The organism is Neobacillus sp. K501 (genome assembly GCF_053749995.1).
Genome location: NZ_JBSLYA010000007.1, coordinates 1 through 26,223, shown reverse-complemented (window position 1 = coordinate 26,223; position 26,223 = coordinate 1). Strand labels below are relative to the sequence as shown.

Annotated in this window: 28 protein-coding genes and 1 riboswitch; of the genes, 18 read left to right on the top strand and 10 right to left on the bottom strand. The window is 37.7% G+C overall.

Going from position 1 to position 26,223, the window contains the following annotated elements; translation table 11 throughout:
- Nucleotides 1-47 precede the first annotated feature (47 nt).
- From ACWM35_RS15920 to ACWM35_RS15900, 5 genes are all read left to right on the top strand, one after another.
- A complete protein-coding gene (locus ACWM35_RS15920; RefSeq protein ID WP_454819785.1) occupies nucleotides 48-1,259 on the top strand; it encodes an argininosuccinate synthase in 1,212 nt (403 codons plus the stop codon).
- Nucleotides 1,260-1,318: 59 nt separating this feature from the next.
- Nucleotides 1,319-2,695 carry an argininosuccinate lyase gene (gene argH / locus ACWM35_RS15915; RefSeq protein WP_454819784.1) on the top strand — a complete coding sequence of 459 codons (1,377 nt, stop codon included), beginning with the start codon at nucleotides 1,319-1,321 and terminating at the stop codon, nucleotides 2,693-2,695.
- A gap of 149 nt (nucleotides 2,696-2,844) precedes the next feature.
- Complete coding sequence (locus ACWM35_RS15910; RefSeq protein WP_454819783.1) at nucleotides 2,845-3,318, top strand: hypothetical protein; 474 nt, start codon at nucleotides 2,845-2,847, stop codon at nucleotides 3,316-3,318.
- Between the two features lie 13 nt (nucleotides 3,319-3,331).
- Nucleotides 3,332-3,919, top strand: a complete 588-nt coding sequence (locus tag ACWM35_RS15905; protein WP_454819782.1) for a hypothetical protein — start codon at nucleotides 3,332-3,334, stop codon at nucleotides 3,917-3,919.
- 121 nt (nucleotides 3,920-4,040) lie between these two features.
- Nucleotides 4,041-4,150, top strand: a riboswitch (SAM riboswitch).
- A 69-nt stretch (nucleotides 4,151-4,219) separates the two neighbouring features.
- Nucleotides 4,220-5,233, top strand: a complete 1,014-nt coding sequence (locus tag ACWM35_RS15900; RefSeq protein ID WP_454819781.1) for a homoserine dehydrogenase — start codon at nucleotides 4,220-4,222, stop codon at nucleotides 5,231-5,233.
- A 50-nt stretch (nucleotides 5,234-5,283) separates the two neighbouring features.
- Here ACWM35_RS15900 and ACWM35_RS15895 read toward each other — a convergent pair whose 3' ends face one another.
- Both ACWM35_RS15895 and ACWM35_RS15890 read right to left on the bottom strand, forming a co-directional pair.
- Nucleotides 5,284-5,472 carry a YfhD family protein gene (locus ACWM35_RS15895; protein WP_454819780.1) on the bottom strand — a complete coding sequence of 63 codons (189 nt, stop codon included), beginning with the start codon at nucleotides 5,470-5,472 and terminating at the stop codon, nucleotides 5,284-5,286.
- Between the two features lie 104 nt (nucleotides 5,473-5,576).
- Nucleotides 5,577-5,711 carry a YfhE family protein gene (locus ACWM35_RS15890; protein WP_454819779.1) on the bottom strand — a complete coding sequence of 45 codons (135 nt, stop codon included), beginning with the start codon at nucleotides 5,709-5,711 and terminating at the stop codon, nucleotides 5,577-5,579.
- Nucleotides 5,712-5,855: 144 nt separating this feature from the next.
- On the opposite strand from ACWM35_RS15890, the gene recX reads away from it, so the two are divergent.
- On the top strand, nucleotides 5,856-6,665 hold the full coding sequence (gene recX / locus ACWM35_RS15885) for a recombination regulator RecX (RefSeq protein ID WP_454819778.1): 810 nt from the start codon (nucleotides 5,856-5,858) through the stop codon (nucleotides 6,663-6,665).
- Between the two features lie 10 nt (nucleotides 6,666-6,675).
- Here recX and ACWM35_RS15880 read toward each other — a convergent pair whose 3' ends face one another.
- On the bottom strand, nucleotides 6,676-7,353 hold the full coding sequence (locus ACWM35_RS15880) for an SDR family NAD(P)-dependent oxidoreductase (RefSeq protein ID WP_454819777.1): 678 nt from the start codon (nucleotides 7,351-7,353) through the stop codon (nucleotides 6,676-6,678).
- A gap of 95 nt (nucleotides 7,354-7,448) precedes the next feature.
- On the opposite strand from ACWM35_RS15880, the gene ACWM35_RS15875 reads away from it, so the two are divergent.
- Entirely contained in the window at nucleotides 7,449-7,772 is a 324-nt protein-coding gene (locus ACWM35_RS15875; RefSeq protein WP_454819776.1) for a YfhH family protein, read from the top strand.
- A 49-nt stretch (nucleotides 7,773-7,821) separates the two neighbouring features.
- On the opposite strand, the gene ACWM35_RS15870 is transcribed toward ACWM35_RS15875, so the two are convergent.
- Nucleotides 7,822-7,986: a small, acid-soluble spore protein K gene (locus ACWM35_RS15870; RefSeq protein ID WP_454819775.1), complete on the bottom strand. Its 165-nt coding sequence runs from the start codon at nucleotides 7,984-7,986 to the stop codon at nucleotides 7,822-7,824.
- 138 nt (nucleotides 7,987-8,124) lie between these two features.
- Here ACWM35_RS15870 and ACWM35_RS15865 point away from each other — a divergent pair, with 138 nt between their 5' ends.
- Nucleotides 8,125-8,394, top strand: coding sequence for a YfhJ family protein (locus tag ACWM35_RS15865; protein WP_454819774.1), 270 nt, complete (start codon nucleotides 8,125-8,127; stop codon nucleotides 8,392-8,394).
- Between the two features lie 31 nt (nucleotides 8,395-8,425).
- On the opposite strand, the gene ACWM35_RS15860 is transcribed toward ACWM35_RS15865, so the two are convergent.
- Nucleotides 8,426-9,406 (bottom strand): metal-dependent hydrolase, encoded by a 981-nt coding sequence (locus tag ACWM35_RS15860; RefSeq protein ID WP_454819773.1) that lies wholly within the window; start codon nucleotides 9,404-9,406, stop codon nucleotides 8,426-8,428.
- Between the two features lie 123 nt (nucleotides 9,407-9,529).
- Here ACWM35_RS15860 and mutY point away from each other — a divergent pair, with 123 nt between their 5' ends.
- Complete coding sequence (gene mutY / locus ACWM35_RS15855; RefSeq protein ID WP_454820081.1) at nucleotides 9,530-10,624, top strand: A/G-specific adenine glycosylase; 1,095 nt, start codon at nucleotides 9,530-9,532, stop codon at nucleotides 10,622-10,624.
- A gap of 63 nt (nucleotides 10,625-10,687) precedes the next feature.
- Here the strand turns inward: mutY and ACWM35_RS15850 are convergent, their stop codons facing one another.
- Nucleotides 10,688-10,864 carry a hypothetical protein gene (locus ACWM35_RS15850; protein WP_454819772.1) on the bottom strand — a complete coding sequence of 59 codons (177 nt, stop codon included), beginning with the start codon at nucleotides 10,862-10,864 and terminating at the stop codon, nucleotides 10,688-10,690.
- A 113-nt stretch (nucleotides 10,865-10,977) separates the two neighbouring features.
- Here ACWM35_RS15850 and fabL point away from each other — a divergent pair, with 113 nt between their 5' ends.
- The 5 genes from fabL to ACWM35_RS15825 all read left to right on the top strand — a co-directional run bounded on the left by fabL (nucleotide 10,978) and on the right by ACWM35_RS15825 (nucleotide 14,999).
- On the top strand, nucleotides 10,978-11,727 hold the full coding sequence (gene fabL, locus ACWM35_RS15845) for an enoyl-[acyl-carrier-protein] reductase FabL (protein ID WP_454819771.1): 750 nt from the start codon (nucleotides 10,978-10,980) through the stop codon (nucleotides 11,725-11,727).
- A 75-nt stretch (nucleotides 11,728-11,802) separates the two neighbouring features.
- Nucleotides 11,803-12,024 carry a gamma-type small acid-soluble spore protein gene (locus ACWM35_RS15840; protein ID WP_454819770.1) on the top strand — a complete coding sequence of 74 codons (222 nt, stop codon included), beginning with the start codon at nucleotides 11,803-11,805 and terminating at the stop codon, nucleotides 12,022-12,024.
- A gap of 157 nt (nucleotides 12,025-12,181) precedes the next feature.
- Nucleotides 12,182-12,439: a YgaB family protein gene (locus ACWM35_RS15835; RefSeq protein ID WP_454819769.1), complete on the top strand. Its 258-nt coding sequence runs from the start codon at nucleotides 12,182-12,184 to the stop codon at nucleotides 12,437-12,439.
- 195 nt (nucleotides 12,440-12,634) lie between these two features.
- A complete protein-coding gene (gene ntdP / locus ACWM35_RS15830) occupies nucleotides 12,635-13,165 on the top strand; it encodes a nucleoside tri-diphosphate phosphatase (protein WP_454819768.1) in 531 nt (176 codons plus the stop codon).
- A 64-nt stretch (nucleotides 13,166-13,229) separates the two neighbouring features.
- Nucleotides 13,230-14,999 (top strand): ABC transporter ATP-binding protein, encoded by a 1,770-nt coding sequence (locus ACWM35_RS15825; RefSeq protein ID WP_454819767.1) that lies wholly within the window; start codon nucleotides 13,230-13,232, stop codon nucleotides 14,997-14,999.
- Nucleotides 15,000-15,094: 95 nt separating this feature from the next.
- Here ACWM35_RS15825 and ACWM35_RS15820 read toward each other — a convergent pair whose 3' ends face one another.
- The 3 genes from ACWM35_RS15820 to ACWM35_RS15810 all read right to left on the bottom strand — a co-directional run bounded on the left by ACWM35_RS15820 (nucleotide 15,095) and on the right by ACWM35_RS15810 (nucleotide 22,421).
- Complete coding sequence (locus tag ACWM35_RS15820; protein WP_454819766.1) at nucleotides 15,095-16,171, bottom strand: FUSC family protein; 1,077 nt, start codon at nucleotides 16,169-16,171, stop codon at nucleotides 15,095-15,097.
- Between the two features lie 180 nt (nucleotides 16,172-16,351).
- Nucleotides 16,352-20,821, bottom strand: coding sequence for a glutamate synthase-related protein (locus ACWM35_RS15815; protein WP_454819765.1), 4,470 nt, complete (start codon nucleotides 20,819-20,821; stop codon nucleotides 16,352-16,354).
- A 304-nt stretch (nucleotides 20,822-21,125) separates the two neighbouring features.
- Entirely contained in the window at nucleotides 21,126-22,421 is a 1,296-nt protein-coding gene (locus ACWM35_RS15810; RefSeq protein ID WP_454819764.1) for a glutamate-1-semialdehyde 2,1-aminomutase, read from the bottom strand.
- A 172-nt stretch (nucleotides 22,422-22,593) separates the two neighbouring features.
- Here ACWM35_RS15810 and ACWM35_RS15805 point away from each other — a divergent pair, with 172 nt between their 5' ends.
- The 3 genes from ACWM35_RS15805 (at nucleotide 22,594) to perR (ending at nucleotide 24,439) form a co-directional block, all read left to right on the top strand.
- Entirely contained in the window at nucleotides 22,594-22,998 is a 405-nt protein-coding gene (locus ACWM35_RS15805; protein WP_454819763.1) for an ion channel, read from the top strand.
- A 63-nt stretch (nucleotides 22,999-23,061) separates the two neighbouring features.
- On the top strand, nucleotides 23,062-23,532 hold the full coding sequence (bcp, locus tag ACWM35_RS15800) for a thioredoxin-dependent thiol peroxidase (RefSeq protein WP_454819762.1): 471 nt from the start codon (nucleotides 23,062-23,064) through the stop codon (nucleotides 23,530-23,532).
- A gap of 469 nt (nucleotides 23,533-24,001) precedes the next feature.
- Complete coding sequence (gene perR / locus ACWM35_RS15795) at nucleotides 24,002-24,439, top strand: peroxide-responsive transcriptional repressor PerR (protein WP_454819761.1); 438 nt, start codon at nucleotides 24,002-24,004, stop codon at nucleotides 24,437-24,439.
- 103 nt (nucleotides 24,440-24,542) lie between these two features.
- Here the strand turns inward: perR and ACWM35_RS15790 are convergent, their stop codons facing one another.
- Complete coding sequence (locus tag ACWM35_RS15790) at nucleotides 24,543-24,893, bottom strand: YgzB family protein (protein WP_454819760.1); 351 nt, start codon at nucleotides 24,891-24,893, stop codon at nucleotides 24,543-24,545.
- Nucleotides 24,894-25,042: 149 nt separating this feature from the next.
- On the opposite strand from ACWM35_RS15790, the gene ACWM35_RS15785 reads away from it, so the two are divergent.
- Entirely contained in the window at nucleotides 25,043-25,918 is an 876-nt protein-coding gene (locus ACWM35_RS15785) for a nucleotidyltransferase-like protein (RefSeq protein ID WP_454819759.1), read from the top strand.
- Nucleotides 25,919-26,223 lie beyond the last annotated feature (305 nt).

Here is a 26,223-nt window from a genome sequence, read left to right as displayed (position 1 = left end):
TCTATCGAATGAATAATAATACATTGAGATATGAGGAGAATAAAAAAATGGCAAAAGAAAAAATCGTTTTAGCCTATTCAGGCGGGTTAGATACATCCGTTTCAGTGAAATGGATTCAAGAGAAATATGGCTATGACGTTATTGCTTTAGGGCTTGATGTCGGCGAGGGCAAGGATTTAGAAGCCATAAAACAAAAGGCACTTAATGTGGGTGCTGTCAAAGCTTATATGATTGATGCAAAGGAACTTTTGGCAAAAGAATATATTTTACCAGCTTTAAAGGCGAATTGTTTATATGAGGGGAAATATCCTTTATCATCAGCACTTTCTCGACCATTAATTTCTAAATTATTGGTTGAAGTAGCTGAAAAGGAAGGAGCAGCAGCTGTTGCTCATGGTTGTACGGGAAAAGGAAATGACCAGGTGCGTTTTGAAGTTTCGATTCAAGCGTTAAATCCTAGCTTAAAGGTGGTTGCTCCTGTTCGTGAATGGGGAATGAACCGCGACGAAGAAATCGAATATGCGAAGGCAAATGACATTCCAGTTCCTGTTGATTTAGACAACCCGTTCTCAATTGATGCAAATATTTGGGGTCGTGCCTGCGAGGCTGGGGTTCTAGAGGATCCTTGGGCTGAAGCACCGGAAGCGGCATTTGATTGGACCGCACCAATTGAATTAACGCCTGATCTGGCAGAATATCTTGAAATTGAGTTCGAACAGGGTGTACCGGTAGCTCTTAATGGAGAGAAATTACCACTAGTTCAATTAATTGAAACCTTAAATGAGCTAGGAGGAAAACACGGTGTAGGACGTATCGATCATATTGAAAACCGTTTAGTAGGTATTAAATCTCGTGAAGTATACGAAAACCCTGCAGCGCTTATTTTGATCAATGCTCACAAAGAACTTGAATTTTTAACACTGCCACGTGAAGTTACGCAATTCAAAACACAGGTTGAGCAACAAATGGCGAAAATCATTTATGAGGGACTTTGGTACTCACCACTAAAGGCTGCACTTGATGCTTTTATTGATGAAACGCAAAAAGTGGTTTCTGGAACGATTCGAGTGAAACTTCATAAAGGGAATCATACTGTTGTTGGAAGAAAATCTCCACACAGCTTATATAATGAAGAACTTGCAACCTATTCAAAAGGTGATGCTTTTGATCACAATGCAGCGGTTGGATTTATAAAAATTTGGGGTTTACCAACAAAAGTTTATTCTGAAGTGAATAATAAAGAAACGATTTTAAAATAATCCTGTGCCCTCGAACCGTTTTCGAGGGCAAATTTCTTAGGTCTTAGGAGGAAGTATGCATGTCCAAGTTATGGGGCGGTCGCTTTACAAAGGAAACAAATAAATTAGTAGAGGAATTCACAGCTTCGATTTCATTTGACCAAAAATTAGCCAAGGAGGATATTGCCGGCAGTATAGCACATGTCACCATGCTAGGTGAATGTGGAATCATTCCTGCTGAGGATGCTGAAAAAATAAAGAGTGGTCTTCTTGAGATCAACCAAATGGTTAATCAAAACGAGGTTGAATTTCTTGTAGAAGACGAAGATATTCATATGAATATCGAAAAGCTGCTAATTGAAAAAATTGGACCAGTAGGCGGTAAGCTTCATACTGGACGGAGTAGAAATGACCAAGTGGCTACAGATATGCATCTATATTTGCGCACAAAGACAACAGGGTTAATCAATTTAATCGAAGATGTTCAGCAATCGCTTATTGAGCAGGCAAAGGCAAATGTTCATACGTTGATACCGGGATATACTCATTTGCAGCGTGCCCAACCGGTTTCCTTTGCCCATCACTTAATGGCTTATTTTTGGATGTTTGAACGCGATAAAGAAAGATTAGTAGATAGCTTGAAGCGGGTGAATTGGCTTCCGTTGGGATCTGGGGCTTTGGCGGGTACAACCTTTCCAATTAATCGTGAAAAAGTAGCGGAATTACTTGGTTTTGAAACAATCTATCCGAACAGTATGGACGCTGTTAGTGACAGGGATTTTATCTTGGAGTTTCTTTCAATCGGCTCCATTATCATGACACATATTTCGAGATTTTCAGAGGAGCTTGTCATTTGGTCGAGCCAAGAGTTTCAATTCGTCGAGTTAGACGATTCTTTCTGTACAGGTTCCAGCATTATGCCGCAAAAGAAAAATCCGGATGTGCCTGAGCTGTTAAGAGGGAAAACAGGTCGTACTTATGGAAATTTAATCGGATTACTTACAGTTCTTAAGGGATTGCCACTCGCTTATAATAAAGACTTGCAGGAAGACAAAGAAGGAATGTTTGATACGGTAGAAACACTCGAAGGTTCACTACAATTATTGGCGCCAATGATCGAAACGATGACGGTGAATAAAGATGTCATGCGAAAAGCGATTAACAATGATTATTCGAATGCTACGGATATAGCAGATTATTTAGTGAGAAAGGGTCTCCCATTCCGTGATGCCCATGAAGTAATTGGAAAAATCGTCTTGTACGCGATTCAGCAGCAAAAGTATTTGCTTGATTTAAGTTTTGAAGAATATCAGGAGTTTAGTACGTTATTTGAAGAAGATATTTACACAGTCTTATCACCCGAGCATGTTGTCGCTGTACGCAACAGCTTTGGAGGAACCTCGCCCGAGCAGGTGATGGAACAAATTCAGTTAGCTACAAATAAACTAAATAAATAATTGAAAAAGCAGAATAGGTATTCTTGGTACTATTCTGCTTTTTTCAATTGGAAGATAAAGTATACATACTTGTGAATGATTCAGAAATCGTTAATAATGAAAAAGTAAATAGATTTATAGAACTATCGTAATAGATTAAGGAGGAAAGTATGGATAAAATAGCGTTAATAATTTCGATCATTTCATTTATCGTATCAGTCATTACTAGTTACATAACTTATCGATTTAATAAAATTACGATTAGGAATACGGCTATACTTGAGCACAACAAGCTCCTTTTAGAAATAGATAAAATCTTAATTGATGAACCTGAGTTATGGGGGATTTATGATAACCATCCGTTATCTAAAAAAGAAAATAAAGAAGATCCCTTCCTACAAGCAAAGCAAGAAGCTTTTATTTATTATTATTTGAACCTGTTTGATGTAATTTTTGAATTTTATCATAGACAAATTGTTCAAAATAGAAATGACAAAAAACAATGGAAGGCATGGACACAATTTATCGAGCATTTCTTAGAAGGCTGTTCACAGGCACGTGATACGATTAAAAAATCATATCATTTATATGATGTTGATCAAGGCGATTTTTACAAGGAAATGATTGAGAAAATTGAAAAGTAAAGGAGTGCAAATTGTGAATGAACAATATGAAAAATCCAATCTTTATAAGATAACGAAAGCATCACTTAGTGACATTCCTAGTATGTTAGAGCTTAATTACAAAATTTACCCAGCAGAATGGCATGTTTCTGAAGATTATGTGATGAAAATAATGAAAAAAAACCCTGAGGTTTACAATGTTTTAAACACAGACATGGGAACCAAGGGAATATTTAGTTTATTTCCATTAAAAAAAGAAACGTACGATTCCATACTGAAGGGAGAACTTGAGGAATCGGATTTATCAGAATATATTTTAGATTATCAGGAACCAAAGGATGTCTATTTATATTTAATTTCGTTGATCGTCGATATCCATGACGGGAATCGGAAACAATTTGCAAAGAAAATTATTCAGGGGATACCGGAAGAATTAAGGAGATTGGCAAAAAAGGGAATAAACGTTAAAGAAATAGGAGCGATTGCTATTTCACTCGATGGGGAAGCAATACTCCCTAAAATTGGATTTAATAAAGACGAGGATATACTTGCATTACATAACCATAAATATCCTGTTTTTAGAGCTTCTATTGAAGAGATCACTCGAGCAATAGTTATATAGTTTTGGAATTTAAAGTACTCAGATTGAATCTTGAGTAAATGTAATATTCAATATATATTGACAGTTTTAGAGGAATCAACTAAAATTCCTAATAATATGATAATAAAAAAAGTACATAAAACTCTTATCCAGAGTGGCGGAGGGACATGGCCCGATGAAGCCCGGCAACCATCAAGTAATCTTGAAAAGGTGCTAATTCCTGCAGGTTAATATTAGCCTGGAAGATAAGAGGAGGAAGCAAACCCTCTTCTTATGAAGAGGGTTTTCTTTTTTTAATATTCTTTCAAAGGGGTGTAGGAAATGACGGTAATCAAAGTGGCAATACTGGGATTTGGAACAGTCGGAGAAGGAGTTTATCGAACGATTCATTCACATGCAGAAGAGCTAAAGACGGTTTTAGGGAAAAAGGTAGAGGTAGCGGCCGTCCTCGTTAAGAATAAGCAATTGGAACGAAATATTGCCGAGGATATTTTGATTACCGATAATATGGATGAGATACTACAGCTGCCAAAGCTGGATGTGGTTGTTGAAGCAATTGTCGGCCGAGAACCAGCCTTTACTTTTTTAAAAAAAGCTATAGAGAAAGGCATTCACATTGTGACTGCAAATAAAGAAATGCTTGCACATCATGGAAGAGAGCTGCAGAAGCTTGCGGAAGATAAAAATGTTTCTATTGGCTATGAAGCAACCGTTGCTGGAGGAATCCCAATTATCCAAACCATCAGGCAATTACTAAAGGTAAATCGAGTTCAAAAGGTTCAAGGAATCCTTAATGGGACATCAAATTTTATCCTGACAGAAATGAGGGAGAAGCAGCAATCCTTTGAAGAAGCGCTTTTGCTGGCGAAAGAGAAGGGCTTTGCTGAAGCTGATCCGACCAATGATGTGGAGGGCTTTGATGCTTTTTATAAAACGATGATTCTCAGCAGAATTGCTTTTGGTGCGGAACCGAATTGGAAGGAAGTTGAAGTGGAAGGGATTACCTCAATAACTAGTAATCTTATGGAAGCATCAATAAAGGATGGCCTACGATATAAACATATAGCTCACATAAGTAAGGAAGGCAGTGAAATTAAGGCCGTTATTAAGCCTGTATTAGTGAACCAATCCCATCCATTTTATCATGTAGAAGGGGTACAAAATGCTGTAAATGTTTCTACTGACATTGTTGGTGACATCACCTTACAAGGTCCTGGTGCAGGCATGTTCCCAACCGCCAGTGCGGTTATTGAGGATTTGGTCTATATTTGTCAAAATAAACCGAGTAAAAATAGAATTCGAAAAGCTGAATCTGAATCGTTAGCAGTTTATTAAAGGCTTAAAAGAGAAGCATAAGACCGCTGCTTCTCTTTTATGAATTTTTTTTACTTTCTTCTTTTGTTTGTTACACGTTGGTTAGCTGCATTTGCACGAGCAGTAGCTTCGAGATCTGCTCCGTCTGCAAATTCAGCGGAATATTCCACATCAATTCCGTCTGACTTCATGTTTTTTGGCACTTGTGGAAGTGACCCTTTATTTTTATCACGTGTTTTATGTCCTTGCGCACGACCCATTAATAAAACCCCTTTCAAAATGAGCTAACAGGGACCTAGAAAGGTTCCCTTATTAGCATTTACTTTTGAAAAGGGTTCATGAATGGAAAAAACTCCAAAAATCCTTATAGCTTTGTTTTTCTATCAGTAAATCCGCCTGCACGGTCTGCCATTTTAAATTCACGTTGATATAATACCTCTTGTGTACTCGTTAAGCTGTACTTCCCTCTATCCTTATCCTTTTTCTTCTTTTCAGCCATATTGCTCATTCCTTTCAACATGTATTGTTAATCGATAAAGCTAAATGGTAAAAAATAAATCACATCTTCCATTTTTACCTATTAAGAAAGGAATGATACAAACTATCGTGAAAAATATGGTAAAGTTATCTTGAGGTGAAAAGGATGGCTATAATTACGAAAATCACCACTCAGAAGAAAAATCAGGATCGGTTTAATATTTTTATGGATTACGGCAAAGGTGAGGAATATGCCTTTAGTGTCGATAGTGATGTCTTAATTAAATTTCAATTGAAAAAGGGCATGGAGCTTGATGATTTTTCGTTTTTAGAAATTCAGTATCAAGATGATATTCGCAAGGCGTATAATCTCGCCATTCATTATTTGGCTCGAAGAATGAGAACCGAAAAGGAAATAAAAGAGTATCTCCTTCAAAAAGAAATGGAAGAACCAGCAGTTAATGAAGCTCTCCATAAATTGGCAAGTCAAAAATATATCAATGACGAGGAATTCGCTTTTTCCTATGTAAGAACGCAAAAAAATACAACAGATAAAGGCCCAGATGTAATTACCAGCGAATTAAAGGAAAAGGGTGTAACCCAAAATATCATTCACAATGCGTTAAAAGAGTATCCACAATCAGAGCAAATTGAAAAAGCGACGAAGCTATGTGAGAAATTTTTTATTAAGAATAAAAAGGAGTCTGAGCGAATTTTGCGACAGAAGGCCGAGCAAATGATGCTTAGGAAGGGATACCCCTTTGCTGTCATCCAAATTGCCATCAATGAAGCTGAAGTTGAAAAGGATGACGATGAAGAGATGGAAGCAATCCAACACCAAGGTGAGAAAGCTCAGAGGAAGTATAGTAAATACACTGGATTTGAATATGAGCAAAAAATGAAGCAAGCCTTATACCGAAAAGGCTTTTCAATGGAACTTATTGAAAAATATTTAGCTGAAAATGGAAAATCATGACGCACTCACGTCATGATTTTTTACTTTCAATAATAATCGAATCCTGGTCAAGTTGTTTAAAAATGAGATCGGCTACTTCCCGTGGAGATCGTAAACGAGAGGGGTCTGATATATGAGTGCTGCCTGCCCAAAATGGAGTATTCATCCCACCCATATAAACTGCTTTAATTGCTAGATTACTTCCCTCGTATTCCTTTTGCAAGCTTTCCGTAAACCCTCTTACGGCAAATTTACTTGCTACATAAACAGCTTCATTGACTTTTCCTCTAAGACCAGCTGTTGAAATGATATTTATTATTTGACCTTCATCTTGCTTAGCTAGAATAGGTAATACGGCTTTTGTCAAAAGAATGGTGCCGAGGATATTGGTGTTAAGCATTTCGATGATCTCCTGCTCACTACTTTCGAGAAATGGACCAAAATGACCAACACCTGCATTGTTCACTAGACCAAAGATAGAATATTGCTTGCACCATTCGCTTACCTGGTTTGATATGTCATCCGTGTTGCTGATGTTGATGATGGCATAATCAGCCTTACCTCCAGCTGCTTCAATTTCGTTTTTCACAGCTGAAAGTTTTTCAACGGTTCTTCCAGTTAATAACAAATGAAACCCCTGCTTAGAAAAGCCTAATGCTAATTCCTTACCCAAACCAGATCCGGCTCCAGTAATAATGATGGTTTTCAATACACTCTCTCCTTTATGTACAACTTCAACCTTTATTATTTTACTTGATATCACTATACTAAAATAAAAGAAAAAATTAAATGGGAGTGGGTTAAATGCAGCAAGAGAAACGTTACAGTGAAATGACAGAGCATGAATTAAAACAAGAAATTGCCCAGCTTAAAGAAAAAGCCAGAAAAGCGGAACAAATGGGGATGGTTAATGAGTTTGCTGTATTAGAAAGAAAGGCGGTTATGGCACGAGCATATTTATTAAATCCCGATTCCTTTGCTCCTGGAGAAATATATGAAATTGAAGGTGCTCCTGGAGAATACTTTAAAATTGATTATATGAATGGCGTTTTTGCATGGGGATATAGACTAAGAGGAGATGGGGCAGAAGAAGCATTACCCATCTCGATGTTGAAAGGCACAAAATAAGGACAAACCAGAGTGTGTTCTCTGGCTTGTCGTTTTTCTTATCTAAAAATTAAGGTGAATCGTTGTAGCGTTGACTAGAAGCACGCATCCGCTCTTGAGGGTGTGTATTGATCGTACCGTCGGCTCTTGTAGATGCATACTCGGCCTTGGCACGTGGTTCACCTTCAAGCTTGTTATTATTTTGGTTTGGGAAATTTTTCGCTTTATTTCTCATGCTTTACCTCCGTCTAAAAGGGAATGAGAAACCGTGAAAAGCAAAGTGTTTTAATAACAAAGCTTATCACGTGATTATAGTATTTGTCATTGCTGCCGTGGATATGTTATAAGAAATTGGTAAAAAGGGAGTGGATACATGAACGATTTCCATGAAAAATTAACACAACGATTATTAGAAAAAAATCAACAATTATCATATAACCAAGCTCGTACTTGGGTAGAATTAATGTGGGACGATTTTGAAACAACCTCGGCAAAGGCTGGCAGGGATTATCTCGGGAGTGAAATGACTGAAAGAATTGTGGAACAATGGATTGATCATTATGGCAGCAGATTACATGATTTTGTAGCCAAAAATCCGAAATATAAACACTTCTTAAATCAAGATAATAATACAATAAATTAGAAAAGGCGCGTGACATCATGTCACGCGCTTTTTAGCTTGGTAAGATGTTTAGCTTTTTTCGCAGTTTCTTTTCACTGAATACCCATCCTGTATAGGAGCTGACTGGTTGTAAATCCAGATCCAATTGTACAACAGCGACAAAGGGGTAATGTCCATTGCTTCGGTACCTTAAGTCAATGAAACGGACTTCATAATAGTCGTCATATTCATCTAGTTCCCAGCGATAAACAGGTGAGAAAGAGAGAAATGCAGCAAGGTTCTTATCCTTTTTTGCCGCTTCAATAACAGGTGTTTCTGGAACAGGTACCCGATTAAAAACATCCAGAATTTCTACGGAAGATTCTATGGCCTTGCCAACAAAAAACTTTTCTTCGTTCATCGCAGCAATTCTCCATTGATGGAATTTCATCGTCGGAGCAATAATGATTTCTGTTGCGTTTGGTATGAGTTTTTTTACTTCCCGCAATACTTTTCTCTGTGCGTGAAAACGGAGGAAGTAGTAGCCAATAATAACCGTGAACATGGATAGAAAGGTATAGCCAGGGTCAGCACCAAAAACCCATATAACAATAGCCACGATATGGATAGCAAAAATAATTGGATCAAATGTATTGATTACCCCTAAAGCAACCCATTTTGAAGAAAAAGGTCTTAGTGCCTGTGTACCATAGGCATTAAAGATATCGACAAATACATGGATGAAGACAGCTGCAAATGCCCACCCCCATAGGTGGAGAAGATTGGCCGTCGGGAAAAATGGATAGATCACTGCCAAAAGAACAAGTGGCCACAAAAGAACGGCTGGGATAGAGTGAGTGACACCACGGTGATTTCGAATGTAGATTGCATTGTTCCGCAACTTTAGAACTGTATCGATATCAGGTATTTGTGAACCTGCAATCGTTGCGATTAAAACACTTGCGGCTGTAGCAGAGCTTCCAGCCACTACGGGATCGAGTGTCGCTAGGCCTCCTAAGGCAATTCCCATTACAACGTGAGTTCCAGTATCCAAAAGGAAAAATCCCCCTTCATTAAAAATCTTGTCAAATTCCTTAAAAAGGCTTATCGTAAAAAAATGCTTACTAATATATTTCCTAATTTCGAAATGGTTTAACATGCTGGAGGAATAAAAGTGATGGCAAGTGAATTGAAAAACTTAGAAAAAATGGATGTAAATTTATTTCAAATTGATTTGATCTCTTGGTTTAAATCGGAACAGCGTGATCTTCCGTGGAGGAAAGACCAAGATCCCTATAAAGTATGGGTTTCGGAAATCATGCTGCAACAAACCAGAGTAGATACTGTTATTCCTTATTTTAATCGATTTATTGAATGGTTTCCAACAATAGAAGACTTAGCGAATGCAAATGATGATAAAGTTCTTAAAGCCTGGGAAGGACTTGGGTATTATTCAAGGGTTAGAAATCTACATTCTGCTGTCAAAGAAGTAAAAGAAAAATACAATGGGCAAGTCCCTAATACACCAAAAGAGATTTCTGAACTCAAAGGAGTTGGCCCTTACACTGCAGGAGCGATTTTAAGCATTGCTTATGGTGTTCCCGAACCTGCCGTTGATGGGAATGTTATGAGGGTATTGTCGAGAATTCTCTCCATTTGGGAGGATATTGCTAAACCGTCGACTAGGAAGGTGTTTGAAGAAGCAGTGCGCCGGCTTATTTCCCATGATGAACCTTCTGAATTTAACCAGGCCTTAATGGAGTTAGGTGCATTAATCTGTACCCCGACTTCACCTTCTTGTTTGTTATGTCCCGTTCGTGAGCACTGCCAAGCTTTTCATGAAGGAGTACAAACTGAATTACCAATAAAAACGAAAAAGAATTCACAACGAAAAGTGGAGCTTGCAGCTGCCATTCTTAAGAACAGAAATGGAGAAATCTTAATTCATAAACGCCCTGAATCTGGATTACTTGCGAATTTATGGGAATTTCCTAATGTTGAAATCCAGCATCCTTTTATGACAGAGCGGGAACAAATAGCCACTCTTTTTCATGAATCATTTGATGATATGAATATAACCCTGGATAAAGGTATTGGTCAAATAGAACATATTTTTTCTCATTTAGTTTGGAATATTCGTGTTTTTACAGGTACAATTTCTTCAGATTTTAAGCAAGACTCTACCTGGAAATTTGTTTCCGTGACTGAAATGGAAGAGTATGCTTTTCCTGTCTCTTCGCAAAAAATGTTGAAGTTATATCAACAAAAATGAACGCCGTAACAAAGGCGTTCATTTTTTTATTGTCTAGCTGCAGCGTCTAGCGGCTCCCGCTTTTCATATACCCCCACGTCTCTCAATTTCCATGATGATATCACGATGTATCGCAACACCTTCACTATTTAAATATGGTGTCATTTGTTGTAATGAGTAATGAAAAAATGAAAGTTCGCTATCGTCCCAATCTGCCTTGGACATCATCGATAGTTCCGTCATATCCCGTCCTGAATACATTTTTCGTCTTCCTTTCAAGGGTTGTTTCACTTTATTGTTTTGTAATCAATTGTCTTCTATTCATAGAAAAGCTAAAATGATAACAATACTCGAACAAGAAGGGAATAGAAGAGATGACACAAAAAGTAGCATTAATTACTGGCAGCAGCAGGGGAATTGGCAAGGCTACGGCCTTACGACTAGCGGAATTAGGGTATGATATTGTTATTAATTATGCTCGAAGTAAATCTGGCGCAATGCAAACGGCAGAAGAAATTGAAGCTCTTGGAAGAAAAGTATTAATGGTGAAAGCGAATGTTGGTGACGTAAATAAAATTAAAGATATGTTCAAGCAAATTGATGAGGAATTTGGTCGACTAGATGTTTTTGTCAATAATGCCGCATCTGGAGTTCAGCGTCCGATCATGGAACTAGAAGAAAATCATTGGGATTGGACATTAAATATTAATAGCAAGGCATTATTATTCTGTGCTCAGGAAGCAGCAAAACTGATGGAGAAAAATGGCGGGGGGAAAATTGTTAGTATAAGTTCTTTAGGTTCCATACGCTATCTAGAAAATTATACGGTGGTAGGTGTATCTAAAGCGGCACTGGAAGCTTTAACTAGATATTTAGCCGTTGAATTAGCACCGAAAAATATTGTGGTTAATGCTGTTTCAGGCGGGGCGGTTGATACTGAAGCGCTTAAGCATTTCCCAAATAGAGAAGAACTTCTTCAAGAAGCGAAGGAAAAAACACCAGCAGGAAGAATGGTTGAAATTGATGACATGGTAAATAGTGTTATGTTTCTGTTATCAGAGGATTCCAGCATGATACGGGGTCAAACGATCATTGTCGATGGTGGTATTTCGCTGCTTGTTTAAATCATTTTTTTAAAATAATTTTTTTGGATAATCTCCACCTACCATGGATACATTATATTCGTGGAGGTGATTACAATGGCAAACAATCAACCAAACAAAACTTCTGCTGGAACAAACATTCAGCAAGTCAGACAACAAAATGCTCAGTCAGCTGGTGGTGCTGGAGCAGCAGGTGCTTCTGGCCAATTTGGAACTGAATTTGCGAGTGAAACGAATGCAGCTGAAGTAAGAAAACAAAATCAACAATCACAAGCTAATAAGAACCAAGGTTCTTCTGGCCAATTTGGCCAAAGCTAACAAAGATGTAAATGAGAAGGCACTCTGAAACGAAAGAGTGCCTTCTTTATGTGTGGAAAACGACAAAACTTCTCTTAAGTCTACATAAATAGTCAAAGGAGAAATATATTTGTTCAAGAATACATAGGTAAGAAGAAAATATAAGGCGGTGGGATCGTTGAATCATTTTAGCCGTTTAGTATCTGAGCAGATGATGACAATGGAAAAATTATTATATCTTCAATCGGAGCTCGAGCGTTGCCAAGAAATTGAAGAACAATTAATAACCTTGCAAAGTGAAACGGAGCTGGAAAGCATCCAAATTGATATTAATCAAATGAAAAAAGAGTTAAAGGAAATTCAAGAAATTTTTGAAAAACAAACGGAAGAAGTCATTCAATCTTATCGAGAATCCGATTTGGAACCGTCTTTATAAGTAGAAAATTCGGATTTTGGTTGAAAAATAGGCAATTTTTTTCAAAGAGTCATTGAAATCAATGGCTCTTTTGTTTTAAATTCTTTATTCAACCGTTATAATAATAAGAAATAGGAAATGAACTTTGTTGCCTTTTGTCGTTTAATCGTTGGAAATAGGTTACAAAGCGTTCTGGAATGAAAGTAGGGGAGAATCATGGGCGTTCCCATCGAAGGTGAACCAATACAAATACATAGCTATAAACACAATGGGCACATCCATCGCATTTGGGAGGAAACTACGGTTTTAAAAGGATCACAAAATTTAGTGATTGGTGGAAATGATCGGACGATTGTCACAGAATCTGATGGAAGAACGTGGATCACTAGGGAACCAGCGATTTGTTATTTCCATTCACAGTACTGGTTTAATATTATCGGGATGATCCGTGAAGACGGGATATATTATTACTGCAATATAAGCTCACCGTTTATTTTTGATGGCGAAGCCGTTAAATATATAGATTATGACCTTGATATTAAGGTCTTCCCTGATATGACATTTAATTTATTGGATGAGGATGAGTACGAGCGCCACCGCCGTGAAATGAAATACCCGGATGTGATTGATCAAATATTGAAAAGAAATGTGGATAAACTGATTCAATGGATCCGCCAACGGAAAGGACCATTTGCACCAGACTTCATTGATATTTGGTATGAGCGTTATTTAACCTATAGACGCTAAATAAAATCCTGTTGATTCCCTTCAACAGGTTTTCGTTTGCTAATAAAAGGAAGAGGGGCTAACCTTGAACAGTATTCGCAGGTACCTTCAATTTGTCAAACCATACCGGATGCAGGTGATGGTTACCATAATCATAGGGATATTAAAATTTGCCATTCCACTCATTATCCCAATGCTCATCAAATATGTGGTCGATGATGTAATTCAGAATCCTTCCTTAAATCATGATGAGAAAATACATAAACTATTCCTTATGATGGGGGTCATGTTAGTTGTTTTTGTCGTTCTTAGGCCGCCTATAGAATATTATCGTCAATACTTTGCCCAATGGACCTCTAGTAAGATTCTTTATGATATTCGCGATAAAATGTATACACATATACAAAAGCTTAGTTTCAAGTACTATGCCAATACCCGAGCTGGAGAAATCATTTCACGGGTCATTAATGATGTTGAGCAAACGAAAACCTTCGTCATTACCGGCTTAATGAATCTTTGGCTGGATATGGCAACGATTATCATTGCGATTGCCATTATGTTTACGATGAATGTAAAACTTACAATCGTTTCCATTCTGCTATTTCCGCTTTACGCCTTTTCGATCAAATACTTTTTCGGTAATTTACGAAAACTCACAAGATCACGTTCACAAGCACTGGCGGAAGTTCAAAGTTATTTGCATGAACGTGTACAAGGAATGCCGGTCATTAAGAGCTTTGCGATCGAAGAACATGAACAAGGTCAATTTAGAAAGGTGAATAAAAACTTTTTAAATAAGGCACTTGAACATACAAGTTGGAATGCGAAAGCATTCTCTGCTGTCAATACGATTACCGATATTGCTCCATTACTAGTAATTGGCTACTCAGCTTATCTAGTCATTGAGGGAAGCTTGACGCTAGGAACGATGGTTGCTTTCTTTGCTTACATTGATAAATTGTACAATCCTTTAAGGAGATTGGTGAACTCATCAACCACACTCACACAGTCATTTGCTTCGATGGACCGAGTGTTTGAATTTTTGGATGTAAAATACGATATTGTAGATTCACCTGATGCGAAAGAATTGCGCCATGTCGGAGGCGATGTTCTTTTTGATCATGTTCATTTTACTTATAATGAATCAGAAGAAATGATATTGAAGGATATCCATCTTGATGTCAAAAAAGGTGAAACGATTGCGCTAGTAGGGATGAGCGGTGGCGGTAAGTCGACATTCGTCAGTTTGATTCCCCGATTTTATGATGTCACTGAGGGTAAAATCCTTTTAGATGGTGTTGACATCCGTAAATACAAGGTTCAATCACTAAGAGATAAAATTGGAGTTGTGTTTCAAGATAATATTCTCTTTAGTGAGTCAGTCAAGGAAAATATTCTGTTAGGAAAACCTAGTGCTTCTGATGAAGAAGTATTCCAGGCGGCTCGTGCTGCCAATGCCCATGAGTTTATTATGAATCTTGCAAATGGGTATGACACAAAAGTGGGTGAAAGAGGGGTAAAACTCTCTGGAGGTCAGAAACAAAGGGTGGCGATTGCACGCGTCTTTTTGAAAAATCCGCCAATCCTGCTTTTAGATGAGGCTACCTCTGCCTTAGATTTAGAAAGTGAACATTTGATTCAAGAGGCACTCGAGGATTTAGCCAAGGACAGGACAACCTTTATTGTCGCTCACCGTTTATCAACGATTACACATGCTAACCGAATTGTATTAATCGAGCACGGCGAGATTGTGGAAGTAGGAACACATGATGAGCTAATGGCGAAGCAAGGGAATTATTATAAGCTTTTTCAAGTTCAGCAGCTTGAACAAAATAAAGAAACCGAAGTGAATTAAACACTTCGGTTTGTTGTTTTGATAAGAAAGCATAAAATTCAACTTTGAGAATTGTCCAGCTCAAGCCCATGGACAAGGCGCTTTCGCTTTTCTTATTATACTTGTTTGTTTTCTTCAATTGATATTTCATTATCATGGTAAGCGTAAAAGCTCGTAATTAATGTATTTAAATGCTCGATTTGTTCTCCGTAATCGATAATTGAAGAGACAATTTGCATTGTATGATAAAGATGAGGATCATTTTGGTTAGGATATTCCCGCTGATAGGACAGAAATAAATCGAATAATTCTTTTTTGTCAATTGTAATACCAGTTTCATTATTTATCGGATGGGTTGGGACCTTTCCGATAAACCGAAGCATGAGCTGCTCGTGATGATAAATAATCAAATCCAATTGTTCCTTAATCGACTGCTGAAAGACTTCCGGCAAATGAAGCAATTCATTTTCGAAACGGTGAAGCTTTTTTAAGGTATCAACGGCTTTTTTTGCAGCAGAAGTCATTTGTCTAAAAATAACTAGTTTTCGTGATTTTTCTAATTTATTTTTTTTGAAATAACTCCGTTCTTCCTGATACATTAAATAAAACTGTCCCATTTGAATGAGGCTATCCTTTAATTTTTCAATTTCTCCTTTCAGTTGATTGTGATCAAAATCATGGCGGGTACTTAAGCGAATCCAGCGAATAATCTCATCGGTTGTATCTGCGATTTTATAATATAGTTTCGTTTCATATTTTGGCGGTAGAAATACGAGATTAACGATAAAGGCGGAAAATACCCCAATCATGATCGTACCGAAACGGATACCTGCAAAGGGAATAAAGTCACTTCCGGGAGTTTCCATAATCGAAATTAAGGTTACAAGTGAGAGACCGATCGTATTTCCAAGATTAAGTTTAAGATTGATAATGATAACAATGATGGCTGCCAAGCCAATTACAATGAAATGATTTCCTAAAAGCAGAACAAAAATAACAGCGATAATAGCCCCAATTAGATTCCCCTGTACTTGTTCAACAATCGTTAAAAATGACCGATAGATAGTTGGCTGAATGGCAAAAATGGCAGCAATTCCTGCAAGCACTGGTGAAGGTGAATGCAAAAGTTGAGCTAAGTAGAGGGATAAGACAATCGCTATTCCCGTTTTTAAGATGCGGGCACCTAACTTCATGGTATATAGATTCCTTTCAATGCTAAGTGGTATAAAAGATAAACAATATTGTACTATACATGGATTCATATTGATAATCAAGAGAAATTATATGAACTTTTTTGATTATTGATACTGATTTTTTTATGAAAATAAAAAAGAAACGTCCGCCTAATAGCGGACATTTCTAAAGTTAATTTATCATTCTGTAGATACAGATGGATCAGCTTGTTCTTTTACAGGGATGATTTGGATAAAATTAAGTTCTGGGTCGGAAAGGAGGCCGAGAATTTGATAGGCTTCATCCAATTGTCCATCACTTTCAAGCAATTCTGTGTAATTACCTAATAACTCTTGAATATCATTTTTTCCCTTTTCGGTTAACTCTGTTACTGAAACTTTAGCACCTTTTGCAATCCTTCTCTGAATGGCCTCTTTCGTAAGGCCCACTTCTGGCTGGTTGCGGACATAGACTACTCCGCCAGTCATCCCAGCACAAATCCACGGACCAGGGTCTCCTAATACGAGCCCGCGGCCATTTGTCATATATTCAAAAGCAAAACCTTTAATATTAGCATTTGCACCGATGTTACCAGTTTCGTGTTTAGGAAGCGGCTTTTTCACTGAGCCACCGATAATGATATCTGCACCAGAAAGACGAATCCCTGCTCTTGCATCAGCATTGCCTTGGGCGACAAGTAGTCCTTTTTGTGCTCCATAACCAAAGCCTTTCCCCACAGAGCCGTTATAATAATTCCCATCTTTGCCTTTTGACTTGAGGATATGAATATTGCCTCCAAAAGACGTTTTTCCAACGCCATCTTGGCCGCCGCCGTTAACGGTAATTTCAATACCCTGGCTATTGTAGGCACCTAAACCATTTCCAGGAATTGAACCATCTTTATATTTTAATTGAACAGGAGGGAGCTGCTTATAAGAGCCGTCAAGTCTGCCACGAACACGGTGGCAGGAAACCCTGCTTCCTAGAACCCGTTGTTCAGAAGTAACACTGACAAATTCACGAGATGAGTGTAATTGCTCCACACTTGCATCTAAATATTCTGCACCAACGGCTACCTGCATTTGCACCTCTTGCAAGGTCTTCGTTTCTTCCGTTTTCGTAAATTGACTGATTTCCAGCGGCTTAAGCAAGTGAGCCAGGCTAAGCTGGTTTTGACCTTTAATCTGCTCAAGTAGATCAGAGCGGCCAACAGCATCCTGTAAATTACGGATACCTAAAGAAGCAGCAAGAGCTTTTAATTCCGTTCCAAATGCTGTAAATAGATTCATAATACCTTGAACAGCTAAGTCAAACTGACGTGGAACGAAACGGCGAAGACCGTGCTCTTTTGCCTGGACCTCAGATTCGATCTGTGTCGCAATCCCGACATGGCAAGTATCTAAATGGCAGCCGCGGCAAGTGGTACAGCCGATGGAAAGCATGGCTAATGTTCCAAAGCCAACCCGGTTTGCCCCAAGAAGCATAATTTTGATAACATCCATTGCACTTTTCATCCCGCCATCTGCCCATAATTCTACTTTATCACGAAGACCACTTTCGAGCAGGGCATTATGAGCTGCTTTGACCCCAATTTCGACAGGAAGACCAACATGCTGAAGAGCGTGAATTCTAGCAGCACCAGTACCACCATCAAAGCCGCTCAGTGTAATAATATCCGCACCAGCCTTCGCAATCCCAACTGCAATCGTCCCGATATTAGGCACGACAGGGACCTTTACAGCAATTTTTGCCTGGTCATTCCCTGTTTTTAATTCAAGAATCATTTGCGCTAAATCCTCGATTGAATAAATGTCATGATTGTTTGATGGTGAAATCAAATCGGAACCAAGTGTTGCATTACGCGCTTCTGCAACCTTAGCTGTTACCTTAGAACCTGGCAGATGTCCGCCTTCTCCAGGCTTTGCCCCTTGGCCTATCTTAATTTCTAAGAGATTAGAAGAGTTTAATAGCTCAGCATTGACACCAAAACGTCCGGATGCGACCTGTTGGCCTCTTGTTCTAGGATATTTGCCGAGCATATCCTTAATTTCTCCACCTTCACCGTTTAGACTTACCATGTTTAAACGGTCAGCCCCCTCTGCATAGGCTCTAAAAGCAATTTCATTCTGTGAACCAAATGACATGGAGGAGATAATAAATGGTAGGTCATGATCGCCAACCCGTATATCAACATCGTCTGGAGACAGTTGTTGATTACTATCTTTTAACTGAACTAAATGGCGAATGGTCGTTGGATTTGCCAATTCTTGTTCACTGATTTTATCCCGATAGGCACTGTAATCTCCTGTTGAAGCAACTTCACCGATGGCTTTCCAAATTCGCGGGAAGAGGTGGAAGGTTTTTCCGACTCTTTCTTTCTCATTTTGGTAGTCTTCTGCTCTCGATAATGCATCCGCCTTCATTGCCAAGTAATTATTTTCTATTTCATTCGAACCAAAGAAATTCACAATGTTTAATACATTAGCAATCTCTTCATGTAAACCAATACTAGAGAAGAGACGGCCGTATCCACGCAATTCATGAATACCGATGGTTGAAATGACCTTTTCAAGTCCTTTTGATAAGGCGTTATATAAGTTGATTAACGGCTGATCCGAATCATTTTGAACAGTCATGAACATATAGTAAGGACTGATCAAATCAGCACCTAAGCCAAATACGGTAATGATATCATGAAGAGAGCGAATTGCTGCCGAACGTAACAATAATGAACAGTTTCTTCTTAATTCCGCCTTCACTAATGCCTGATCAATAGCGGATGTGACTAAATGGGGATCAATCCAATAGAAATCATCCTGATGGGCTTTGGCATCATCAATTACTAGCAGACTTTTACCGTTCAGAACGGCTTGAACAGCTTCAGTTGCAATCCGTGTTAACGCTAAATCGACGGTTTCATTTTTATGGAATGTCGATGAAAGGAACACAGCCTGCTTCTGTGTTTGAAAATGGTGAACTACCTGGTCAAAACTTGGCTGCCCTAAAGCTTCTGAACAATTAAAACCTGCTTTACCTTCTAAAAGGAGCGGAGTAATTAATTCAAGAACAAGATCCAGCTTCTCATTTTGAAATAAATGTGGGCGCTTGCCAATAATAACCCGGGTTGAAAAATGTTCGGTTTCCCGGTCGCGGTCAATGGCTGGGTTCGTTACAACTGCCACACTTTCCTTAATATAATCCGCAATATTTTTGCGCTCTGGATTTAGGGCAGCAAGTGGAGCATCATGGCCGAGTGAACGGATTGGTTCTATTCCTTTTTCAGCCATTTGTTCAATTAATTGAATATGGTCGCGTTCCCAGCCAAAAGCTTTATATTGTCCATTATGGATTTTATTTGGGTAAGTCATTGTGACCGTTTTACCTAAAGTAGGGGCTTGCAAGCGAATTCTTGAATCTTGTAAGTTTAAACGCTTTGAAAAACGATTGTAAACCTCATTTTGATAGGCAGCATGCTCGTAAACTTCTAATTTATCACCGTTCCATTTAAAACCAACTTTCTCACCTGGAGCTAACGGCTTCGGATCATTTACATATTCACTTGAAGCGATTATTCCTGGTTCAGAGGAGAACAAGTATGAACTTTCAATTTCAAGCATCCACAGTGGACGAAGTCCTAGAGCATCAACACTGAAAACAGCTTCATCCGCAAACCGTGAAATGATCCCTGCTGGGCCTTGAGCAAAATGTCCCCAAGCTTCACGGAGGTAAGTATACAAATCTTGTAGTTTTTTAGGATAGGCCTTAATTTCATTAATAATTGGCGGGAACAAGAGATCCATTGCCTCAAATAATGTATAACCTTCTCGGCTAATTAAAGTTTCCATTGTTCTGCTGAGGTCTTGTGAGTCACTACCATCTTTGACAAGTGGTACACCAATCATTCTTGCTTCGTCACGAAGCTTTGCAATTGTATTAATTTCACCGTTATGACCAAGTACACTAAATGGCTGAACGCGGAAAAAACTTGATAATGTATTTGTAGAGTAGCGATTATGACCAAGTGTCATGGTTGAGGCAACAAGTGGACTAGCTAGGTCATAATAGTAACGAGGTAAGATATCTCCAGCCCCCATCACTTTATAAACAACATGATTTTGACTTAAGGAAGCAACATGAACATGTTCATTGATTTCAAAATCAATCAATGTCTCAAACAGGGCTTTTGATAATTCTTGATTTGTTTTTTCTGAAAGGCAGGCAAATTGCCAAAATACCGGATTTTCTTGAATCGCGATTGGACCAAGTGCGCTCGAATCCGTTACTTCGTTAGTTTCAAAAATTACTTCAAATTGATATTTTTCCAGCTTTTGTAGTAACTCATTTTTAATAGTATTCCAGTCCGCTTTTTGGCTGATAAATACATGCCCGACAGCGAAGCTTTCTTTTTCTACAAGGGAAGGGTCTACACCGGCTTTGTGTAATTTTTCTTTCCATAAAGCCATTGGGATGTCGACATGGATACCTACTCCATCACCTTCTCCGTTAATAAAACCTGCCCGATGGTTCATGGTCACTAGTGCTTCGATGCAGTCAAAAATATTTTTTCTTGTAGGCTGCTTATTTTTTTCTAGACAAGCCACAATTCCACAGGCATCGTGTTCATGCTTATGAAAATCTTTAAAAAGGGAAGGGGTCCATCTTTCTGTCATAAATATTGGCTTCAGTGGAGGTTCCTCTAAAGCCGCTTCACCTCCTATTGGATATTAAGTAATGTAGATGATTAAATTTGGTTGACTATTTAACGAGGCATTGTGTTAAAGAGTGAAAAATAGTAATTTTATAGTATCATATGAATTTTCAGAAATCAAATAAATATGCAAAAAAGTGGATGGACAATATGTTTGAAAATATTGGATGTTAATGGTGGGTAACCAATAATGTAAACGTTTTCAAATTTTTCGATAAAAATAGAGAGCGAAATTCGCTCTCAATTAGTGTATAAAAAATGTATAATTATTCATTCTTTAGTTGAAAAAATGCATTATTAACCGCATGAAGTGTTGCTTCAATATCTTCCTCTGTATGTGCGATGGTTAAAAACCATGCTTCATATTTTGAAGGGGCAAGATTAATTCCTTGATGAAGCATTAGCTTAAAGAATTTCCCGAAGATTTCTCCGTCAGTGTTTTCAGCTTGTTCGTAGTTTTCGATTTTTTCATTCGTAAAATACACAGTGAGAGCACCTTTTAATCGATTAATCGTTATTTGAATGCCATGCTCTTTAGCAGCTGCTAAAATCCCTGTTTCGAGCATCTCTCCAAGGCGGTCTAGATACTCATAAATACCCTCCTGTTTTAACACCTCTAGGCAAGCGATTCCAGATAGCATCGAAGCAGGATTGCCTGCCATTGTTCCTGCTTGATAGGCTGGACCAAGCGGTGCAACTTTTTCCATGATTTCTTTCCGGCCGCCATAGGCTCCAATTGGCAGACCGCCGCCAATGATTTTTCCAAGTGCCGTTAAATCAGGTTGAATTCCTAATAAATCTTGTGCTCCACCATACATAAAACGGAAAGCGGTTATGACCTCATCATAAATGACTAGAGCACCAGCTGCATGGGTTAAATCGTTTACTTGCTGTAAGAAGCCTGGATTCGGTTCAACGATACCAAAGTTTCCAACAATCGGTTCAACTAAAACGGCGGCAATTTGATCGCCCCATTTTTCTATGGCTTCTTTAAAAGGAACGATATCATTAAATGGTACCGTGATCACTTCTTGTGCAATACTTTTAGGAACACCTGCAGAATCGGGGGTACCAAGCGTTGAAGGTCCTGAACCAGCTGCAACGAGAACAAGGTCGGAATGACCATGATAGCAGCCGGCAAATTTAATAATTTTATCTCTTCCGGTATAGGCACGGGCCACTCGAATGGTGGTCATGACGGCCTCAGTGCCTGAATTGACAAAGCGAACTTTATCCAATGAAGGAATCGCTTCCTTCAGCATTTTTGCAAACTTTACCTCGTGAGGTGTTGGAGTACCATAAAGTACCCCAGACTCAGCTGCTCGTTTAATTGCTTCTGTAATATGAGGATGGGCATGGCCAGTAATAATCGGGCCGTAAGCAGCAAGGAAATCGATGTACTGATTGCCGTCGACATCCCAAAAATAGGCTCCTTGAGCTCGTTCCATTACTACAGGAGCACCTCCGCCTACTGCCTTGTAGGACCGTGAAGGGCTATTCACACCGCCAACAATATGATTTAAAGCTTCATTATGTAACCGTTCTGAATTGTTGAATTGCATTATTTTTCCTCCTTGCCATTTTCTATCTATATTATTTTAGCACTTTTTTTATTGGCTTTTATCATTCTGAATTTTACGATTTAATTTCTTTCTTCCTATATAAAGAGATATTTTATTGTCCAGGCCCGCATAATAATAGACTAATTGAAGGCTAACCTGAGGTGATTGAGAGATGTTTTATTTCCTGCTTCCAATTGTGATTTTCTGCATTTTTATGAGTATAAGAACTTTGTTTATTCCAAATACGATTAAAGGAAAGTTTGTTTCGATTGAAAATGCCCTTTATTTAGGGTCCATCTATCTAACAGTCATAATCGGGTTTGGTTTGATTTATTTATTATTTGAATTGAAGGGAATTTCATTACTGATGGAAATCAATAATAAGAATGACTATAACATATTTGAAACAAGTTTTTATTTTAGTGCGATGATGCTGTTTTCTGTTGGAAATGGCGATGTTGTCCCTCATGGGATTGGCAGGATGGTAGCGGTGGTAGAGGCGTTAATTGGATATACATTACCTGCTGCCTTTGTAGCTCGAGCATTATTTGACAGGACGCAAACGAATACGAAATAGTTGTTTTGTCCGCTATTATTGATTAGGCTAAGGAGGAAGAATATTTCCATGGGGTGATGAAACATGACAGTAGGAATAGGAATGCTGGCACCAGATTTTGCATTGGAGGCAAACAACGGTGAAACGATAAAATTATCAAATTTTAAAGGAAAGAATGTTGTTTTATATTTTTATCCTAAGGACATGACCCCGGGCTGCACCGCTCAAGCATGTGATTTCCGTGATCAAAGTCAGCAATTTCATGATTTAAATACAGTAATTTTAGGAGTCAGTACAGATCCGGTTAACAGACATGAGAAATTTGTTGAAAAGTATGGACTGCCTTTTCTCTTGCTCGCTGATACAGACCACGGGGTTGCAGAAGAATATGGGGTATGGAAATTAAAGAAGAACTTTGGAAAAGAATATATGGGAATCGAAAGGTCTACCTTTATCATTGATATTGAAGGTAAAATTGCGAAAGAATGGCGAAAGGTAAAAGTAAAAGGACATGTTGAAGAAGCTTTAACTTACATACGAGAAAATCAGCAATAATGTATTTCTACGCCTATTTTCTCGATTTAAGGCATTTGTCCAATGCAATAGAACATGATTTGAATATCCTTTTATTAGGGCATACCTCCTCAGATTAAACTTTTCGGGTCGGTTATCGACCCTTTTTTTTATGCACTTTATTCATTATTTTAATGGTTAAAACGGCCTATTAAAGGTGGCTTTAGTTATTTTCAAGGGAAAATTTTAAAAGGAAAAGAATTATTAGTGAATATGTATCATAAAATACAAACAACTCTTTTTCATGTACGTGCTGAACTTGCAACACCAAAAGGTTTATTTGTAACGGCTGATATGTTAATCATGAATTAGAATGGAAGGAAAAAAATGCATCAATAATATAAAAAACATTTGACTTATTACGATATTACAATATTGACAAAATGATAATTCCTCTAGTAAACTAATTATAACAATTATAATGTAAGAATATTTTTTAGAAAAGAGGTGCATGGCGATGAATCAATTAAAAGAAGCGTTGGATACCTTAAAGGAAACGGGAGTACGTATTACCCCGCAACGTCATGCGATACTTGAATATTTAATAAACTCAATGTCACATCCAACTGCAGATGATATTTATAAAGCACTTGAAGGGAAATTCCCAAATATGAGTGTGGCAACGGTTTACAATAATTTAAGAGTATTTCGTGAAGTTGGTCTAGTAAAGGAATTAACGTATGGTGATTCTTCAAGTCGTTTTGACTTTATCACCACACATCACTACCATGTTATTTGTGAAAGCTGTGGGAAAATTGTTGATTTTCATTACCCTGGTTTGGATGAAGTCGAACATCTTGCTTCACATGTTACAGGGTTTAAAGTTCAAAATCACCGCATGGAGATTTATGGGTCTTGTCCAGAGTGTACTGGTAAAGAAGTGCATTAAGGAACGAAATAAAAAGCCGATTTCTATGATAGTTAAAATCGGCTTCATTTTAATATTTAGGCTAGCTAATATTAAAAAAAGCTTTCTCAATTGAGATAGCTTTTTATTTTTTTGATTTTTTATTATAAGACTCGTCGAATTCTTTACCTTCAAGATTTGGATCAAGAGTCAGTGGTTCACGGCAATACATACACATATCAACTTTGCCTAGCATTTTTGTAGGTTTCTTGCAGTTTGGACATATTACTTGTATCGTCTTAGTTGATAGCATTCCAATCCAAAAATAAACAACTGTACTAGCTATGATAAATAAGAGTCCGATTAACATAAAAATAGTCATGATAAGAGGAGAGCTTCTAAAATAAATTCCCCCGTACATAACGATAAAACCGATGAAAATTAATGATAAAGCAAAAGTTCGAATCTTGTTTATTTTACTAGAATATTTACCCATGTTTCACCCTCCTAGGAAAACTATACCATATTTACATATGGAGAATAAATGTTATGTTGGAGAGTGTCGAATTTTGTCTCTTTTTTAAGAAGGAGTTTTTTAGTTACTGTCGAACTTATAGGCTATCGAGAAAAATGGAGGAATGATGAATGAAAGACATTCTTCGGCCCATATATCAAGAAAGGGCTAGTCAACCAAATACACTTGGTGTAATGATGATTGAAAAGAAGCTTAAATCTGGACATACAACGGATACTTTTGATGTGGTATTGCTAATTATAGTTAAGGAAGCAGAGATGCCTTTATTAATAAAGCATTATACTTGTGATGATCATAAGGCAGCGATGCATATTGTAACAGAAGTGCTTTTAAATGAATGGCTTACGCTGGGGACGAATCGAAAAATATTTGAATGGCTGGATAGCGCAAAAGTATTATTTGACCGTAATGAGTATATTGCCAACTTAAAAACAGAACTCCGTGAATTTCCTTTTAACGGACGTAAATTAAAGATGGGATTAGAGTTTGCGAAATTAATTCGTCGCTATGTAGACGGTAAGGATTTGTTTGATAATAAACAATTTTTGGATGCTTACAATTATGTTGTTCATTCTTTACATCACCTTGCAAGACTTGCCGTTATTGAAAATGGACTACATCCTGAATTAACTGTTTGGCAGCAGGTTAAACAAATAGAACCAGAGATCGTAAAGTTATATGAAGAACTTGTCAATAGTGAAGAAGCTATTGAAAAGAGATTGGAACTGTTATTCTTAGCAAGTGAATTTTTGATCCATTCCCGGACAAGTGTCGGTTGCTCACATTTATTAGAAGTATTAAGTAAAAAAGAATATTGGACGTTTAATGAAATTCAGACTGAAAAGGAACTTATTCCGTATTCTGTTGATATGGGTGTGCTGCTAGAGTATTTAATTGATAAAGGTCTAGTGGATGTTGTAAGTGTCGAAACAAAAGGACAGGGGATTTACCATCGTTGCTATCGTGTTAATGAAAAATTATCGTAAAAAAATAATAAAACCCTATTGACCTTTAATGTAATCCTTGTTATATTTATAACCGTCGCTGCGATACAAACAATTAATTTCGAAAGTGACGGTTTTCTTTTTTTTAAAAAGTTATTGACATCACAGAATGAAACGTGATAAATTAATAAAGTCGCTTCTGAGCGATGGATGAAATTGTTCTTTGAAAACTAAACAAACAAAAACGTCAACAAACAATAATATTTTTAGTTTCTATTATAGAAACTAAGCCAACGTAAATTTATGAGCTATATCAACTTTCTTGGAGAGTTTGATCCTGGCTCAGG